The following is a 16425-nucleotide window of genomic DNA, read 5'->3' as shown; positions in this document are numbered from 1 at the left end:
AAAAAGTTATATAACTTTTTATGCTTTTATATTGACAAACAAGGTTGTTTTAGATATAATTAAGTATATAAAAAGTTATATAACAAAATATACAATTATCCAAGGAGGGAATCATGAAGATTCAGACTACAAACTTAGGAAAAGGTGGCGGTGGTAAGACTACAGATACCTTTAATGAAGGGGATTGGTTGGCACGTGTTAAGGGGCTTAGAACACTACTCATTGATGGAGCTTGGGAATGCAATTTGACAAGAACATTTGATGTAAAATGTGAGAAAACCGTCTATGATATATTTACGTCTGGAGAGTATGAGATTGTTCCAATATCAGAAAATCTCAGTTTGATTTGTGGTGATGAGCGTTTGACAGATGAGCAGTTAGATCTTGCTAGTCGAAACAACAAATATCTCCAGTTGTTTATGTGGTTTAGCGAACATTACGAAGAGTTAGAAGCACAATTTGATGTCATTCTGATTGATACGCACAATGATGAGAGCTTAGTTACAGCAAATTTTATAGCTGTGTCAGATATTGTCTTGGCTGTTTCTGATGCCTCTCTTAATGGTTTTCGTGCCTGGTTATCTTTGAAAAATTTTGTAGACTTCATTAAGAGCGAAGCTATTGAAGTTATTACTAAGAAAAGCTATGTTAAAGCAGAACCTTATCTTATTGGAAATAAGATTAAGTACGTTGGAAACAATGTAACAGACACCTGTAAACAATTTTTAGAAGTTGTTGAAGAAGATCAGGCTTACCTGGGATCTATCCAGGAGAAAGAGCTCATGGCCAAGAGTCTTGTGATCAGTCAGAGTGTCTTTGAGCAGCATGAAGAGATGACAGCTAACCAAAAAGAGACACATCAAAAGTTTTATGATAATATAAACTACGTATATGAAAATATTTTGAGTGTGTTAGAAGGAGAGGTAGCATGACAGAGAATCGATTCGCACAAGTAAAACAAACATTCCAAAGTACACCAAAGAGAGAAAAGATTCCTTCGTCTAGGAAACAAAATCAGGAGGCTAGAAAGTCTCCTGAAAGCTACAATAAAAAGCAACGTTTCCCTTTCTCTCTGCATCATAATGTTCGATATGATATGTTAGATGCTTTAGTAGAGTTTCACGGTGAAAAATCAGCTTCATCTTATCTTGAGAATCTGATTATAAGAGAATGGGAAAAGATGGAGCGAAAGAAAAAATAGAGTTCCATAAGAAAGGAAATATAGCAATGAAATACTTATCAGATCTATCAGATATTCCAGAGTTTTCTTCAGCAGCAACAGATTCAGGACAATTCTTGATTCCTCGTCCAATAATAGACAATCCACAGTTTAATGATCTGAAGAGTAGTGGAATCTTTCTCTATATGCTTTTATTAAATCGTTTAAGAGGAGCGGTTGACTTTGAATTAAAAGGATATGATGAAAATGGAAATACTTTTGTATGTTACCGTGTAGAGGAGCTAATGGAGGCTCTTCAATCAGGTGAAAGCAAAGTAATTTCTTTGAAAAAGAAGCTAAAGAATCATGGTTTAATTGAAGAAGTCCGCCAAGGATCTAATCTACCCAATAGAATTTATCTAACAGATGAGATTTTAAATTATTACTGATGAAGTAGGAGGAATCTACAATGATTTTCATTGATATTAAAAGACTTGTTCAGCTATTCTTTATTTTTATCGGAGCTATAGCAGTCTATGTATTTTATAAGACGTTTGGTCTTAGTATGGTGTTTATAATTGTTTTAGGGTTGGCCGTTTTGAAATTCGCTCCAGCTTTCCTTCCAGTTGTATTATTACTGTATTTGGGACTTCACTTTACAGGTGGTTTTAGCTTTATTGCAGATGGAATTGTGACGGTTTTATGGAGTATTATTTTGATTCCTATGGGGATAGCAACTATTGAAATGAGCAAATCCTATTTTAGTAAGAAAGAGAAACCCTGGTATGACAAGTAAGAGTTTATCTGAAAAGATAGGCTCTTTTTTTGTCAGAACAAAGGATTATTTGAACATTCAGGTCAAAATTTATTAAAATAAGCGTAATTTTAATAAGGGAGGATTCTGAATGGCTTTCTTTGATGAGAGAGAACTAAAAAATCAATTGCTGTTTCAAAATGCAAAAGAATTTTATAACTTTGTTTCTAGGTATGATGAGGAGATGATTCCAGTCATGAAAGCAAAGGGCTATACCTGTATTCATTCAATGGAGCGAACCGTCGCTTTTACATTTGGAGAGTTTACTTTCAGAAGAAGACGTTGGAAAAAGGGAGATCATTGGTTCATTCCAGTAGATGAAAAGTTAGGACTTCAGAAGAACGTCCGCTTCTCCTGGGAATTTATGTACCAGGTGGCTAAATTATCTACTTTAATGCCCTATGATAAAGTAACTCAGGTGATCCAATTGACTTATCACATTTCAATCACAAAGCCAATTGTAGTAAAAGCTGTAAAAATCTGTGAGAAGTTATTGGAGGAAAGAGAAGGCTATCGATATTATGAAGAGAATAAAGAGGTTCGCAAAAGAAAAGCCCAGGTTATTTATATTGAGGGTGATGGTGTGATGGTTAAAGCCCGTGACACACAAAAGGATAATAAACATTATGATTTATCCCATTTTGTAGTCCATACGGGAAGCCAAAAAGTTGGCAGCAATCGATTTGAACTTCAGGATAAAAAAGAATTTATTGGCCTTGACAACCGCTTAGTGAGGGAGCAGGTGATCGATTATCTGTTCAATAATTACGAAATTACGAATCAGACTTTATTGATTACGAACTCTGATGGAGGTCATGGATATACACCCTATGTTTTCAAAGAGATTGCGAAGGTTTTGCGAATTAAACGCCACGAACATTTCTGGGATGAGTATCATGTAAATAAGGAGTTGAAGAATTATTTAAAATTTTACTCTGAAGATCTATTAGAGAGAGCTTTCCAGGCGATTAAGCAACATGATAAGCAGTTAATGAGAACTGTCCTAGATACGACCGAAAGTTATATTGATACAGAAGAAGAACAAGAGTTGTTTGAGAAGTTCAAGAGTAAAATATTGAGAAATTTCCAATATACCAAACCAGCCGAACAGAGAGGATTCAGTCATGCGGGAATCGGGATAATGGAGAGTCAGCATCGTAAGGTCACTTATAGAATGAAAAAAAGAGGAATGTACTGGACTCTTGCTGGAGCTGAAACGATGAGTCGGATAATTGTTTTGAATTATGAGGATTCCTTGAGGGAACTATTCTTTGGCAACTGGAGAGAGGATTATGAAAAATTTATTTCTTTAGAGGAAGTTTCTGCTTATACCATTAAAAAAAGAATGAGTAAAACGGAAAAAGAAAATACATCTAGATATCAATGTTACCCTGATAGTAAAAGATTATCTTACTTCCGAAAACAATAGAAGTAAATAACAAAGTATATAAAAAGTTATATAACAATAACCTTTGTAAAAGAAGGTCTTTTTGTGCTACAATTAAACATAAAATGCTTGCACGGTATGTAAAAATGTGTTATAATTTACTTAAATTAATCGAATAAAAAAAGACGAAAAGTGCGCTAACACTTCTCGCCTTACCGAGTAAGAACTCGTCCTTCTTACTCAGTCTTTAATTAATGATACCTGATAAGTGTATCAATGTCAAGACTGAGCAAGAAATTTGTTCAGTCTTTTTTTAAAACTCGGTGATGTTCTCCTAAAAAATGTATGAATTTAGGCGTTCTAAAAAATTCTACCGCATACATGTTCGTTTTCTACTTGACTTTTTTTAGCTGAAAGAGTATACTAGTAAAAATTTAACCTTTAAGGGGAGTCCAGAGAGACTCACAAGGTGTCAGATAAAAGAATAGTGCAATTTTCTAGAGGAGACTTTTTGAGTGTGCTCTCTTCTGTTGTACGATTTTAACTGAGGCCTTGCACTAGCAAGGTCTTTTCTTTGTCTGGTCCCCTTAAAATTTAAGGAGGAAAAGTCATGAATCCCACATGTAAGAAACGTTTGGGTGCAATTCGTTTGGAAACCATGAAGGTGGTTGCACAGGAGGAAATCGCGCCAGCAATCTTTGAATTAGTTCTAGAAGGGGAAATGGTTGAAGCCATGCGAGCAGGCCAATTTCTTCATCTGCGTGTGCCTGATGATGCCCATCTTTTGCGTCGTCCTATTTCAATTTCGTCTATTGATAAGGTTAAGAAGCAGTGTCATCTCATTTATCGGATTGAGGGAGCTGGAACCGCTATTTTTTCAACCTTAAGTCAGGGAGATACTCTTGATGTGATGGGACCTCAGGGAAATGGTTTTGACTTGTCTGACCTTGATGAGCAGAGCCAGGTTCTCCTTGTTGGTGGGGGGATTGGTGTTCCGCCCTTGCTTGAAGTAGCCAAGGAATTGAATGCGCGTGGTGTGAAAGTAGTGACAGTTCTTGGTTTTGCTAATAAGGATGCTGTTATTTTAGAGACGGAATTAGCTCAATATGGTCAAGTCTTTGTAACGACAGATGATGGTTCTTATGGTATCAAGGGAAATGTTTCCGTTGTTATCAAGGATTTAGACAATCAATTTGATGCTGTTTACTCATGTGGGGCACCTGGAATGATGAAGTATATCAATCAAACCTTTTATAATCACCCAAGAGCCTATCTATCTTTGGAATCTCGTATGGCTTGTGGGATGGGAGCTTGCTATGCCTGTGTCCTAAAAGTACCAGAAAGTGAGACGGTTAGCCAACGCGTCTGTGAAGATGGTCCTGTTTTCCGCACAGGAACAGTTGTATTATAAGGAGAAAATTATGACTACAAATCGTTTACAAGTTTCTCTACCAGGCTTGGATTTGAAAAATCCGATTATTCCAGCATCAGGCTGTTTTGGTTTTGGTCAAGAGTATGCCAAGTACTATGATTTAGACCTTTTGGGTTCTATTATGATCAAGGCGACAACTCTTGAACCCCGTTTTGGCAATCCAACTCCAAGGGTGGCAGAAACACCCGCTGGTATGCTCAATGCAATTGGCTTACAAAATCCTGGTTTGGAGGTTGTTTTGGCTGAAAAGCTACCTTGGCTGGAAAGAGAATATCCAAATCTTCCTATTATCGCTAATGTGGCTGGTTTTTCAAAACAAGAGTATGCGGCTGTTTCTCATGGGATTTCCAAGGCAGCTAATGTAAAGGCTATTGAGCTCAATATTTCTTGCCCCAATGTTGACCACTGTAATCACGGACTTTTGATTGGTCAAGATCCAGATTTGGCTTATGATGTGGTGAAAGCAGCTGTGGAAGCCTCTGATGTACCAGTTTATGTCAAACTAACCCCTAGTGTGACCGATATTGTAACCGTCGCAAAAGTAGCAGAAGATGCGGGAGCAAGTGGCTTGACTATGATTAATACTCTGGTTGGAATGCGTTTTGACCTCAAAACCAGAAAACCAATTTTGGCCAATGGAACAGGTGGAATGTCTGGTCCAGCAGTTTTTCCAGTAGCACTCAAACTCATCCGTCAAGTTGCCCAAACAACAGACCTCCCCATTATTGGAATGGGGGGAGTGGATTCGGCAGAAGCTGCCCTAGAAATGTATCTGGCTGGAGCATCTGCTATTGGAGTTGGAACAGCTAACTTTACCAATCCATATGCCTGTCCTGATATTATTGAAAATCTGCCAAAAGTCATGGACAAATACGGCATCAGCAGTCTAGAAAATCTCCGCAAGGAAGTAAAAACCAGCCTTAGATAAGCTAGACCATCCTTATTGTTAATAAGAAATAGAATTTTCATCATTTTGTAATATTTTCTTCTTTTAACTATGTTAGAATAAAGTTAATTACGAATGATGTAGACGAATATCTACTTAGGGGAGTAAAATGAAGAGAACACTACTTGTAAGCACGGCAGTGCTTGCATTGGCAATTGTGCCCACAACATCAGTCTTTGCTGAAGATAGTAAAACAATGGACCAAAGTCAAACGACGAATAAGAGTCAATCTGTGGACAAAAATCAGTCTGAAGATAAAAATCAGACACCAGCATCAGAAGAGAAAAAAGTTGTTGAAAATACAAAGAATGAAGCTGAAAAGACGGAAAAAAAGAAAGAACCAGTTGTTGTAAAAGAAAATAATTCTAAACAAGAGGCTATTTTAAATAAAGAAAAAGTTGAAGAAGCTCCTAAGAATGGTTGGCAGAAAGAGCATGGAAAATGGCTTTTTTATGAGAATAATCAACCAATCAAAAATTGGAAAAAGATTGCGGGTGTCTGGTATTTCTTTGATCAACATGGAATCATGGCCAGCAATACTATTGTTAATGACTATGCTTTTCATACTAGTGGAGCAATGGTAGAAAATTCCTGGGTGAAAATTGCTGATAAATGGTATTATGCTACAGATTCAGGAAAGATTGTTCGTAATAGATGGGAAAAAATTGGCAATGTTTGGTATTACTTCAACCAAGATGGAGTTATGGCTAGCAATGTTCTAGTGAACGATTATCTTCTTAATAGTAGTGGAGCAATGGCTCAAAATGCTTGGGTGAAGATTACTGATAAATGGTATTATGCTACAGATTCAGGAAAAATCCTTCGTAATAAATGGGAAAAGATTAAGGGCACATGGTACTATTTTAACAGTGATGGTGTGATGGCTATTAATCAGTGGAAAGATGCTTACTATCTAAAGAATAGTGGAGCAATGGCTGAAAAAGAATGGATTTTTGATAAATCTTATAATAGCTGGTTTTACTTAAAATCAGGTGGTGCTTATGCTTCACGTGAATGGATTGGTGCTTATTACCTCAAATCTGGTGGTTATATGGCCAAGAATGAATGGATTTTTGATCCTAACTACAATGCATGGTACTACCTGAAAGAAGATGGAAGCTATGTTACTGGTGGTTTTAACATCAAAAATAAAGAGTACTTCTTCCAAGATAACGGAAAGTGGATTCAAAGTCCAAAATATTTTAAGGTTAAACCAATCACAGCCTATATTTATAGCGAATCAGGAGATATTTTGAGCTATGTCAATCAGGGAAGTATTGTGACCTATGATGGCTCTAAAAGCAAGGGTAGTCGTCTAGCTGTTTCAATATCAGGCTTGTCCGGTTATATGAATCAAAGTGATTTGGTTTTAGTTGATGAAGGAAGTGAGTTTATTCCTCACTATACTACAGATGGAAGATTCCTATATCATGAACTTTCTCCATACACTAGTATTCGGGTAGCTCCACATACTTCAGCCATGAAAATTGGTAAGAAGTATTATTCAAAGGATGGAGAACATTTCGATGGGTTTACTATCAAAAATCGTTTCCTTTTCAAGAATTTAACTGAACCAACCAACTATAGTGCGGATGAATTAAATAGAGTTTATTCGATGATGAATATCCGAAATAGCCGTCTTGCTGGTAAAGGAGCAATTTTTAAAGAAGCTGAAAAACGTTATGGTGTCAATGCTCTCTATTTAATGGCTCATAGTGCGCTAGAAAGTGCTTGGGGACGAAGCCAAATTGCTAATGATAAAAATAACTTCTTCGGAATAGCTGCTTACGATACTAGTCCCTATGATTCAGCTAAGAAATTTGATGATGTAGATAAAGGAATTCTTGGTGCGGCCAAGTGGATTCGTGAGAACTATATTGACCGTGGAAGAGATCACCTTGGAAATAAAGTGACGGGAATGAATGTACGCTATGCATCAGATCCGTACTGGGGTGAAAAAATAGCTAGTATCATGATGAATATCAATAGTCGACTTGGTGGAAAAGATTAAAAGATAAGCAACGATAACTGCTGAAAAAGTGGTTGTCGTTTTTTTATTTTTCCGTAGATTTAAGAAGATAAAATGGAGTTAAGTATAGTCAAAAAGCCGTTGCAAAGCGGTTTTTTTGTTATAATGAAGGGAAGAATTATTGATATTAAAGGAGAAAAACATGACATTTGAAGAAATTCTACCTGGGTTAAAGGCTAAGAAAAAATATGTACGAACTGGTTGGGGAGGTGCTGAAAACTATGTCCAGCTTTTTGATACTATTGAACAAAACGGGGTTGCACTGGAAGTGACACCCTATTTCCTAATCAACGTGTCTGGAGAAGGAGAAGGTTTTTCTATGTGGAGTCCGACACCTTGTGATGTTTTGGCGACGGATTGGGTAGAAGTGCATGACTAGACGTGTACTCATTACAGGGGTGAGTTCAGGTATTGGTCTGGCTCAAGGTCGACTTTTTTTAGAAAAAGGTTATCAAGTTTTCGGAGTGGACCAAAGTGAAAATCCTGACTTACAAGGCGACTTTCACTTTTTACAACGTGATTTAACGCTCGACTTGGAGCCTATTTTTGACTGGTGTCCTCGGGTGGATGTTTTGTGTAATACTGCTGGAGTTTTGGATGATTATAACCCCCTATTGGAACAATCAGCGCAGGAAATTCATGAGATTTTTGAAATCAACTACGTTACTCCAGTAGAGTTGACTCGGTATTATTTGACACAAATGCTAGAGAATAAAAAAGGAATCATTATCAATATGTGCTCCATTGCTTCTAGCCTAGCAGGTGGCGGTGGACACGCCTACACTTCTTCGAAGCACGCCTTGGCTGGCTTCACCAAGCAGTTGGCTCTAGACTATGCAGAAGCTGGGATTCAGGTATTTGGTATCGCTCCAGGAGCAGTCAAGACAGCTATGACTGCTGCAGATTTTGAGCCAGGTGGATTGGCTGACTGGGTGGCGAGTGAAACACCAATCAAGCGCTGGATTGAGCCAGAGGAAATAGCAGAAATCAGCCTTTTCTTAGCAAGTAGGAAAGCGAGTGCCATGCAAGGACAAATATTGACAATAGACGGTGGCTGGTCTTTGAAGTAGGAGTAATTGGATGGATATTCAAGAGATCACAGAAAAAAATGCCTCGCCATTAGTCTTGAAGGTTAAGACTGAATTATTAGGATTTCCAGAACTGGACAAAACCTCTTACATGAATTGGAAGGTGAATGATGAGAAACCAACTAGCTCTTAGTGGTGAAAAAATTCTTGAAAAAGTTTATCCTCAAGTATTTCACCACATTGGAATGATTCGTGGGGAATACTTGTTGAGAGAACTCAACCAAAACATACTATTACCAAGTTGCCAGGAATTTGTAAAAGATTATCTAGCGACTATCTGCTCCCTGTACTCAGATGAGAAGGTCTGGTATCGTTTTTCTGAATTAACGAATACAGAAGCCAATTGTTTAGAGGGAACTAAAGAGTATTTTGATGAAAATCATCCCTTGTTTGGTTATAGAGGAACTAGGCGTTTACTGGCGTGTTTGGATGAATTTCAGGCTGAGGCAAATGTCGTTACAGAAGTTTATCAAAACAATCCCAATCTATCTGTTATCTTTCCTTTTGTTAATGATGCCGACCAATTAAAGCAAGCTATTACAGTATTGCGTGAGCATGGTTTTACTGGGAAAATCGGCACAATGATTGAATTGCCGTCAGCTTATTTTGACTTGGACAGAATACTGGAAACGGGTATTTCAAAGATTATAGTTGGAATGAATGATTTGACTTCTTTTGTTTTTGCCACTGTGAGAAACAGTCAATGGCATGATATGGAAAGTCCAATAATGTTAGATATGCTGAGACAGATGCAGGATAAAGCAAGTATGAAAAAGATTGACTTTGCTGTAGCAGGCTATCTGAATGATTCTTTCATACAAAAAATGAATCAGATGGGCATCAAATGCATTATCCACTACAGTTCTATTCCAGATATTTTTAATTTAGAGATTGTTCATCCAGACCATCTCAAACGTATAAAAGAAGTGAGTAAAAAATTACAAAGGAGCACCCATGACACCGAAAGAAATGTGGAATGCATACAAGAAAATTAACCCCTCTATAGGAGATGAAATCGATGCTTGGGCTTTTGGAGTGGAACCAGACCTTTTAGCAGATTTGGTTTTAAGAGGCGAAAAGACTGCAACCGCCTCGGCCTACGACCTCTACGCACTAGAAGACGAGCCCCTTCCACAAGAAGGAACTTTTGATGTCATTTTAGACAGTCAAAATCAGGCTGTCTGCATTGTCGAAATTACAAGGGTTTCCGTTCAGTCCTTTAATCAAGTTTCTGAGCAACATGCCTATAAGGAAGGTGAGGGAGACAAATCTCTGACCTATTGGCGGCAGGTTCATGAGGATTGTTTCGCCGAGTGGTTGAGAGAAGCAGGATTGACTTTTACACCTGACAGCAAGGTTGTTTTAGAAGAATTTCGCAAGGTCTACCCTCTGTAAACAGATAGAAGGAAGAAAGTTTTGGAAATGACCGTCCAATCCTTTTTTCTTAAGCAAAACATGATATAATAAGTTTGTTTGAAGAAGAGCTCTAGCTCTTAAACTTAGATAGGAGAAAACTATGCAAGCAGTTGAACATTTTATTAAGCAATTTGTTCCTGAACATTATGATTTATTTTTAGACTTGAGTCGTGAGACCAAGACTTTTTCAGGAAAGGTGACTATTAGTGGTCAAGCACAGAGTGACCGTATTTCCCTTCACCAAAAAGATTTGGAAATCGCTTCTGTAGAAGTTGCAGGTCAAGCTCGTCCATTTACAGTTGACCATGACAATGAAGCCCTTCATATTGAACTTGCGGAAGCTGGTCAAGTTGAAGTTGTTATTGCTTTCTCAGGAAAAATCACAGACAACATGACAGGGATTTACCCTTCTTATTACACAGTTGATGGAGTCAAGAAGGAAGTCTTGTCTACTCAATTTGAGAGCCATTTTGCGCGTGAAGCCTTCCCATGTGTGGATGAGCCAGAAGCCAAAGCAACTTTTGACCTCTCTCTACGTTTTGACCAAGCAGAAGGTGAATTGGCCTTGTCAAACATGCCTGAGATTGATGTTGAAAACCGTAAGGAAACAGGTATCTGGAAGTTTGAGACAACACCTCGCATGTCTTCTTACTTGTTGGCCTTTGTTGCTGGTGATTTGCAAGGTGTGACGGCTAAAACTAAAAACGGTACCCTCGTAGGTGTTTATTCAACCAAAGCTCATCCACTATCAAACCTTGATTTCTCACTGGATATCGCTGTTCGCTCTATCGAGTTTTACGAAGATTACTATGGAGTTAAATACCCAATCCCTCAATCTCTCCACATCGCCCTTCCTGACTTCTCAGCTGGTGCTATGGAAAACTGGGGGCTTGTGACCTACCGTGAAGTTTACTTGGTTGTGGATGAAAACTCAACATTTGCTAGCCGTCAACAAGTTGCCCTAGTTGTGGCCCATGAATTGGCTCACCAATGGTTTGGGAACCTCGTTACTATGAAATGGTGGGATGACCTTTGGCTCAATGAAAGCTTTGCCAACATGATGGAGTACGTCTGTGTGGATGCTATTGAACCAAGCTGGAATATCTTTGAAGATTTCCAAACAGGTGGTGTTCCGTCTGCCTTGAAACGTGATGCGACTGATGGTGTTCAATCTGTTCACGTCGAAGTTAAACATCCAGATGAAATCAATACGCTCTTTGACGGAGCTATAGTCTATGCCAAAGGAAGTCGCCTCATGCATATGCTTCGTCGTTGGCTAGGTGATGCTGATTTTGCCAAAGGTTTGCATGCCTACTTTGAAAAACATCAATACAGCAATACAATTGGTCGTGACCTTTGGGATGCTCTTGGTCAAGCGTCTGGACGTGATGTCGCAGCCTTCATGGATTCTTGGTTGGAACAACCTGGTTACCCAGTTCTCACTGTCAAAGTTGAAAATGATGTCTTGAAGATCTCACAAAAACAATTCTTTATCGGTGAGCACGAAGACAAGAACCGTCTCTGGGTTGTGCCACTAAACAGCAACTGGAAAGGCTTGCCTGATACACTCGAAACTGAAAGCATCGAAATCCCTGGCTACGCAGCCCTTCTTGCTGAAAATGAAGGAGCTCTTCGTCTCAATACTGAAAATACAGCTCACTACATTACAGACTATCAAGGAGACTTGCTAGATGCTATTCTTGCTGACCTAGTTGAGCTTGATAATACAAGTAAACTGCAAATCGTCCAAGAACGTCGCTTGCTTGCTGAAGCAGGGCACATTTCTTATGCAGACTTGCTTCCAGTACTTGATAAACTCGCTAAAGAAGAATCTTACCTTGTCGTTTCAGCTGTTTCTCAAGTAATATCTGCTCTTGAGCGCTTTATAGATGAAGGAACAGAAGCTGAAAGAGCCTTCAAAGCCTTGGTTGCTAAATTGGCTCGTCACAACTATGACCGTCTTGGTTTTGAAGCTAAAGATGGCGAATCAGATGAGGATGAGTTGGTTCGTCAGTTGGCTGTTTCTATGATGATTCGCTCAAATGATGCAGAAGCTAGTCAAGTCGCTAGCCAAATCTTCGCGGCTCACAAGGAGAATCTTGCAGGACTTCCAGCAGCTATTCGCTCACAAGTTCTGATCAATGAGATGAAACATCATGAGACTAAAGACTTGTTAGCAGTTTATCTTGATACTTATACTCACGCAACAGATGCTGTCTTTAAACGCCAGTTGGCAGCCGCTCTTGCCTATAGTAAAGATGCGGACAATATCCAAACCTTGATTGCTTCTTGGAAGGACAAATTTGTGGTCAAACCACAAGACTTATCTGCTTGGTACTTCCAGTTCTTAAGCCATCAAGCAACTCAGGAAACAGCATGGTCTTGGGCTCGTGAAAACTGGGCTTGGATTAAGGCAGCTCTTGGTGGAGATATGAGCTTTGATAGCTTTGTTATCCTTCCTGCTCACGTATTTAAGACTCAGCAACGTTTGGCAGAGTACAAGGAATTCTTTGAGCCACAACTTTCTGACCTTGCTCTTAGCCGTAACATCGGTATGGGAATCAAGGAAATTGCAGCGCGTGTTGATCTGATTAACCGTGAAAAAGCTGCAGTGGAAGCAGTTGTTCTTCAATATGGAAATGCATAAATAAGTCTAAAATAAAAAGAAAACTCAGCTATCTCATGTAAAATGCAGAGAGTTGAGTTTTTTTTAAGGCAAATTTGGTATAATGGTTTTAATAAGGAGGAGTTTCTCATGATAAAAATCTTATTGGTTGAGGATGACCTAGGCCTGTCAAATTCAGTATTTGACTTTTTAGACGATTTTGCGGATGTCATGCAGGTATTTGATGGGGAAGAAGGTCTCTACGAAGCTGAAAGTGGCGTCTATGACTTGATTTTGCTCGATTTGATGTTGCCTGAAAAAAATGGCTTCCAAGTCTTGAAAGAATTGCGTGAAAAGGGGATTACGACTCCAGTTCTGATCATGACTGCTAAGGAAAGTTTGGATGACAAGGGACATGGATTTGAACTGGGAGCAGATGATTATCTGACTAAACCTTTCTACCTAGAAGAACTCAAAATGAGAATTCAAGCCCTGCTCAAACGTTCAGGCAAGTTTAATGAAAACACCTTGACTTATGGAAATATTGTGGTTAATTTGTCAACCAACACCGTTAAGGTCGAAGATACTCCTGTCGAATTGCTGGGGAAAGAGTTTGATTTATTAGTCTATTTCCTTCAAAATCAAAATGTTATTTTGCCCAAGACTCAGATTTTTGATCGCCTATGGGGATTTGATAGTGACACAACGATTTCGGTTGTCGAAGTCTATGTTTCAAAAGTCCGTAAGAAATTAAAAGGAACCACTTTTGCAGAGAATTTGCAAACCTTGCGTAGTGTTGGGTATATTTTAAAAGATGTTCAGTAAACTAAAAAAAACATGGTATGCGGATGACTTTAGTTATTTTATCCGCAACTTTGGTGTCTTCACTCTGATTTTCTCTACCATGACCTTGATTATTTTACAGGTCATGCACTCGAGTCTCTACACTTCGGTGGACGATACGCTACATGGTTTGAGTAATAATCCTCAGGCAGTTATTCAGCTTGCTGTAAATAGGGCAACAGAAGAGATTAAAGATTTAGAGAATGCCGCTACAGATACTAGCAAGACGGAGATAAAACCAAATGTTAGTTCTAACACAGAAGTCATTCTTTTTGATAAGAATTTTACCCAGCTCCTTTCTGGAAACCGATTTTTGGGCTTGGATAAGATTAAACTGGAGAAAAAAGAATTAGGCCATATCTATCAAATTCAGGTTTTTAATAGCTATGGACAGGAAGAAATCTATCGCATGATTTTGATGGAAACCAATATCAGTTCGGTTTCAACCAATATCAAGTATGCAGCTGTCCTGATTAATACCAGTCAGTTGGAGCAAGCCAGTCAAAAGCATGAGCAATTGATTGTGGTCGTGATGGCAAGTTTCTGGATTTTGTCTTTACTTGCCAGTCTCTATCTAGCTAGGGTCAGTGTTCGGCCCCTGCTTGAGAGCATGCAGAAGCAGCAGTCCTTTGTGGAAAATGCCAGTCATGAGTTACGAACTCCACTTGCTGTTTTGCAAAATCGTTTAGAAACCCTTTTCCGTAAGCCAGAAGCTACCATTATGGATGTGAGCGAAAGCATTGCGTCTAGTTTGGAAGAAGTTCGAAATATGCGTTTTTTGACGACGAACTTGTTGAATTTAGCTCGTAGAGATGATGGGATTAAGCCGGAACTTGCAGAAGTTCCAACTAGCTTTTTCAATACGACTTTCACAAACTATGAGATGATTGCTTCGGAAAATGACCGTGTCTTCCGTTTTGAAAATCGTATCCATCGAACAATTGTCACAGATCAACTTCTTTTGAAACAACTGATGACCATCCTATTTGATAATGCCATCAAATATACTGAGGAGGATGGTGAAATTGATTTTATGATTTCAGCCACTGATCGTAATCTGTATTTACTTGTTTCTGATAATGGAGTCGGTATTTCCGCAGAAGATAAGAAGAAAATTTTTGACCGTTTTTATCGAGTAGACAAGGCTAGAACCCGTCAAAAAGGTGGCTTTGGTTTAGGATTATCCCTAGCCAAGCAAATTGTAGATGCCTTAAAAGGAAGCATTACTGTTAAAGATAATAAACCAAAAGGAACAATCTTTGAAGTGAAGATAGCCATCCACACACCATCTAAAAAGAAAAAATAAAAATATCGCTCCAGTTGGGGCGATATTTTGGATTTATCTTCTACGTTTTCGTTTGATAATAGATCGTTGAATTTTTAAGACAAGTAAGCTGGCTCCGATTGCTGCTGCAAAGGCAAGAGCAGTTGATAATTTTAATGCTAAAAAGATAAAACTAAAGATAGCAATACAGATACAAAAAACAGCGATATTAACAAAAAATAGGATTTCCTTGAGATTGGCATCAGATTGCGCTACAGGTGTATAATCTTGATAGCGAGGAACCTGCTGGCTTAATTCTTCTTGATAGTCTACCTCATAGGATTGTAATTTTCTTACGGGCATTATTCTCTCCTTAACAGTACATACCTATTTTATCATTTTTTCAGCAGAGAATTATTACAGAAAGGTTACAAAAAGAATAAAGTACCTTTTCATTTTTAAAGAATAGCTGATTTTCCAGAAATATGGTATAATTTTTCTTATGGAAAAGATTATCATTACAGCAACTGCTGAAAGTATTGAACAAGTTAAACAACTGCTCGAAGTTGGCGTAGACCGTATCTATGTTGGTGAGAAAGATTTTGGCCTTCGTCTGCCAACAACCTTTAGTTATGACCAATTGCGTGAAATCGCTAAGTTGGTTCATGAAGCTGGTAAGGAATTGATCGTTGCGGTCAATGCCCTCATGCACCAAGATATGATGGATCGTATCAAGCCATTCCTTGATTTCTTGGAAGAAATCAAGACAGACTACATTACGATTGGGGATGCAGGTGTCTTTTATGTAGTCAACCGCGATGGTTATTCCTTTAAGACTATCTACGATGCTTCGACTATGGTAACTAGCAGTCGTCAGATAAACTTCTGGGGACAAAAAGCTGGCGCATCTGAGGCTGTTTTGGCGCGTGAAATTCCATCTGCTGAACTCTTCAAAATGCCCGAGATTTTGGAAATTCCTGCTGAAGTTTTGGTTTACGGAGCTAGTGTTATTCACCATTCTAAACGTCCACTCTTGCAAAACTACTATAACTTTACGCATATCGATGATGAAAAGACGCGCAAGCGTGACCTCTTTTTGGCTGAGCCAAGTGATCCAGAGAGCCACTATTCTATTTTTGAAGATAATCATGGTACCCACATTTTTGCCAACAATGACCTTGATTTGATGACTAAATTGACAGAATTGGTGGAGCATGGTTTCACTCACTGGAAACTAGAAGGGCTCTACACTCCAGGTCAGAACTTTGTTGAGATTGCAAAACTCTTTATCCAAGCGCGTAGCTTGATCCAAGAGGGCAGCTTTAGCCATGACCAAGCTTTCTTGCTGGATGAGGAAGTACGCAAGTTACACCCTAAAAACCGTTTCCTTGATACAGGATTTTATGACTACGATCCTGACATGGTTAAATAGGACATCAAAA

The 16425-nt window shown here is 38.6% G+C and carries 18 protein-coding genes; 17 read left to right on the top strand and 1 reads right to left on the bottom strand.

Going from position 1 to position 16425, the window contains the following annotated elements; all coding sequences use genetic code 11:
* Positions 1 to 113: 113 nt before the first annotated feature.
* The 16 genes from ADH52_RS06150 (at position 114) to ciaH (ending at position 15025) form a co-directional block, all read left to right on the top strand.
* On the top strand, positions 114 to 932 hold the full coding sequence (locus tag ADH52_RS06150; RefSeq protein WP_049510583.1) for a ParA family protein: 819 nt from the start codon (positions 114 to 116) through the stop codon (positions 930 to 932).
* Complete coding sequence (locus ADH52_RS06145; RefSeq protein ID WP_049510582.1) at positions 929 to 1201, top strand: hypothetical protein; 273 nt, start codon at positions 929 to 931, stop codon at positions 1199 to 1201. Before ADH52_RS06150 ends, ADH52_RS06145 begins: the two co-directional genes overlap by 4 nt.
* A gap of 26 nt (positions 1202 to 1227) precedes the next feature.
* Positions 1228 to 1608: a replication initiator protein A gene (locus tag ADH52_RS06140; RefSeq protein WP_049510624.1), complete on the top strand. Its 381-nt coding sequence runs from the start codon at positions 1228 to 1230 to the stop codon at positions 1606 to 1608.
* A gap of 20 nt (positions 1609 to 1628) precedes the next feature.
* Positions 1629 to 1955, top strand: coding sequence for a hypothetical protein (locus ADH52_RS06135; protein WP_049510581.1), 327 nt, complete (start codon positions 1629 to 1631; stop codon positions 1953 to 1955).
* A 109-nt stretch (positions 1956 to 2064) separates the two neighbouring features.
* Positions 2065 to 3402, top strand: a complete 1338-nt coding sequence (locus tag ADH52_RS06130; RefSeq protein WP_049510580.1) for an ISLre2 family transposase — start codon at positions 2065 to 2067, stop codon at positions 3400 to 3402.
* Between the two features lie 568 nt (positions 3403 to 3970).
* Complete coding sequence (locus ADH52_RS06125) at positions 3971 to 4771, top strand: dihydroorotate dehydrogenase electron transfer subunit (RefSeq protein ID WP_049488685.1); 801 nt, start codon at positions 3971 to 3973, stop codon at positions 4769 to 4771.
* On the top strand, positions 4734 to 5720 hold the full coding sequence (locus ADH52_RS06120; protein WP_161800520.1) for a dihydroorotate dehydrogenase: 987 nt from the start codon (positions 4734 to 4736) through the stop codon (positions 5718 to 5720). The genes ADH52_RS06125 and ADH52_RS06120 overlap by 38 nt, the downstream gene beginning before the upstream one ends.
* 127 nt (positions 5721 to 5847) lie before the next feature.
* Positions 5848 to 7749 carry a glucosaminidase domain-containing protein gene (locus tag ADH52_RS06115; protein WP_049510578.1) on the top strand — a complete coding sequence of 634 codons (1902 nt, stop codon included), beginning with the start codon at positions 5848 to 5850 and terminating at the stop codon, positions 7747 to 7749.
* 160 nt (positions 7750 to 7909) lie between these two features.
* Complete coding sequence (locus tag ADH52_RS06110) at positions 7910 to 8146, top strand: DUF2829 domain-containing protein (protein WP_000141913.1); 237 nt, start codon at positions 7910 to 7912, stop codon at positions 8144 to 8146.
* Positions 8139 to 8837: a 3-oxoacyl-ACP reductase gene (locus ADH52_RS06105; protein WP_049510577.1), complete on the top strand. Its 699-nt coding sequence runs from the start codon at positions 8139 to 8141 to the stop codon at positions 8835 to 8837. Before ADH52_RS06110 ends, ADH52_RS06105 begins: the two co-directional genes overlap by 8 nt.
* Positions 8838 to 8847: 10 nt before the next feature.
* The gene (locus ADH52_RS11490; protein WP_193389272.1) at positions 8848 to 8988 is read left to right on the top strand and encodes a hypothetical protein; all 141 of its coding nucleotides are present in this window, start codon (positions 8848 to 8850) and stop codon (positions 8986 to 8988) included.
* On the top strand, positions 8966 to 9850 hold the full coding sequence (locus ADH52_RS06100; protein WP_049510576.1) for a putative PEP-binding protein: 885 nt from the start codon (positions 8966 to 8968) through the stop codon (positions 9848 to 9850). Before ADH52_RS11490 ends, ADH52_RS06100 begins: the two co-directional genes overlap by 23 nt.
* Complete coding sequence (locus tag ADH52_RS06095) at positions 9810 to 10250, top strand: ASCH domain-containing protein (RefSeq protein WP_049510575.1); 441 nt, start codon at positions 9810 to 9812, stop codon at positions 10248 to 10250. The genes ADH52_RS06100 and ADH52_RS06095 overlap by 41 nt, the downstream gene beginning before the upstream one ends.
* 121 nt (positions 10251 to 10371) lie before the next feature.
* Positions 10372 to 12918 carry a M1 family metallopeptidase gene (locus ADH52_RS06090; protein ID WP_049510574.1) on the top strand — a complete coding sequence of 849 codons (2547 nt, stop codon included), beginning with the start codon at positions 10372 to 10374 and terminating at the stop codon, positions 12916 to 12918.
* A 108-nt stretch (positions 12919 to 13026) separates the two neighbouring features.
* Complete coding sequence (ciaR, locus tag ADH52_RS06085) at positions 13027 to 13701, top strand: two-component system response regulator CiaR (protein ID WP_000590639.1); 675 nt, start codon at positions 13027 to 13029, stop codon at positions 13699 to 13701.
* Positions 13691 to 15025 (top strand): two-component system sensor histidine kinase CiaH, encoded by a 1335-nt coding sequence (ciaH, locus tag ADH52_RS06080; RefSeq protein ID WP_049510573.1) that lies wholly within the window; start codon positions 13691 to 13693, stop codon positions 15023 to 15025. Before ciaR ends, ciaH begins: the two co-directional genes overlap by 11 nt.
* Positions 15026 to 15058: 33 nt before the next feature.
* On the opposite strand, the gene ADH52_RS06075 is transcribed toward ciaH, so the two are convergent.
* On the bottom strand, positions 15059 to 15346 hold the full coding sequence (locus ADH52_RS06075) for a DUF3270 domain-containing protein (RefSeq protein ID WP_020901777.1): 288 nt from the start codon (positions 15344 to 15346) through the stop codon (positions 15059 to 15061).
* A gap of 139 nt (positions 15347 to 15485) precedes the next feature.
* Between ADH52_RS06075 and ADH52_RS06070 the strand changes: the two genes are divergently transcribed.
* On the top strand, positions 15486 to 16415 hold the full coding sequence (locus ADH52_RS06070) for a peptidase U32 family protein (RefSeq protein ID WP_049510572.1): 930 nt from the start codon (positions 15486 to 15488) through the stop codon (positions 16413 to 16415).
* Positions 16416 to 16425 lie beyond the last annotated feature (10 nt).

Source organism: Streptococcus pseudopneumoniae, assembly GCF_001072665.1.
In the GTDB taxonomy this organism is placed as follows: Bacteria; Bacillota; Bacilli; order Lactobacillales; family Streptococcaceae; genus Streptococcus; species Streptococcus pseudopneumoniae_S.
Note: the sequence above shows the minus strand (reverse complement) of the source record. Positions and strands in the feature narration are given on the sequence as shown.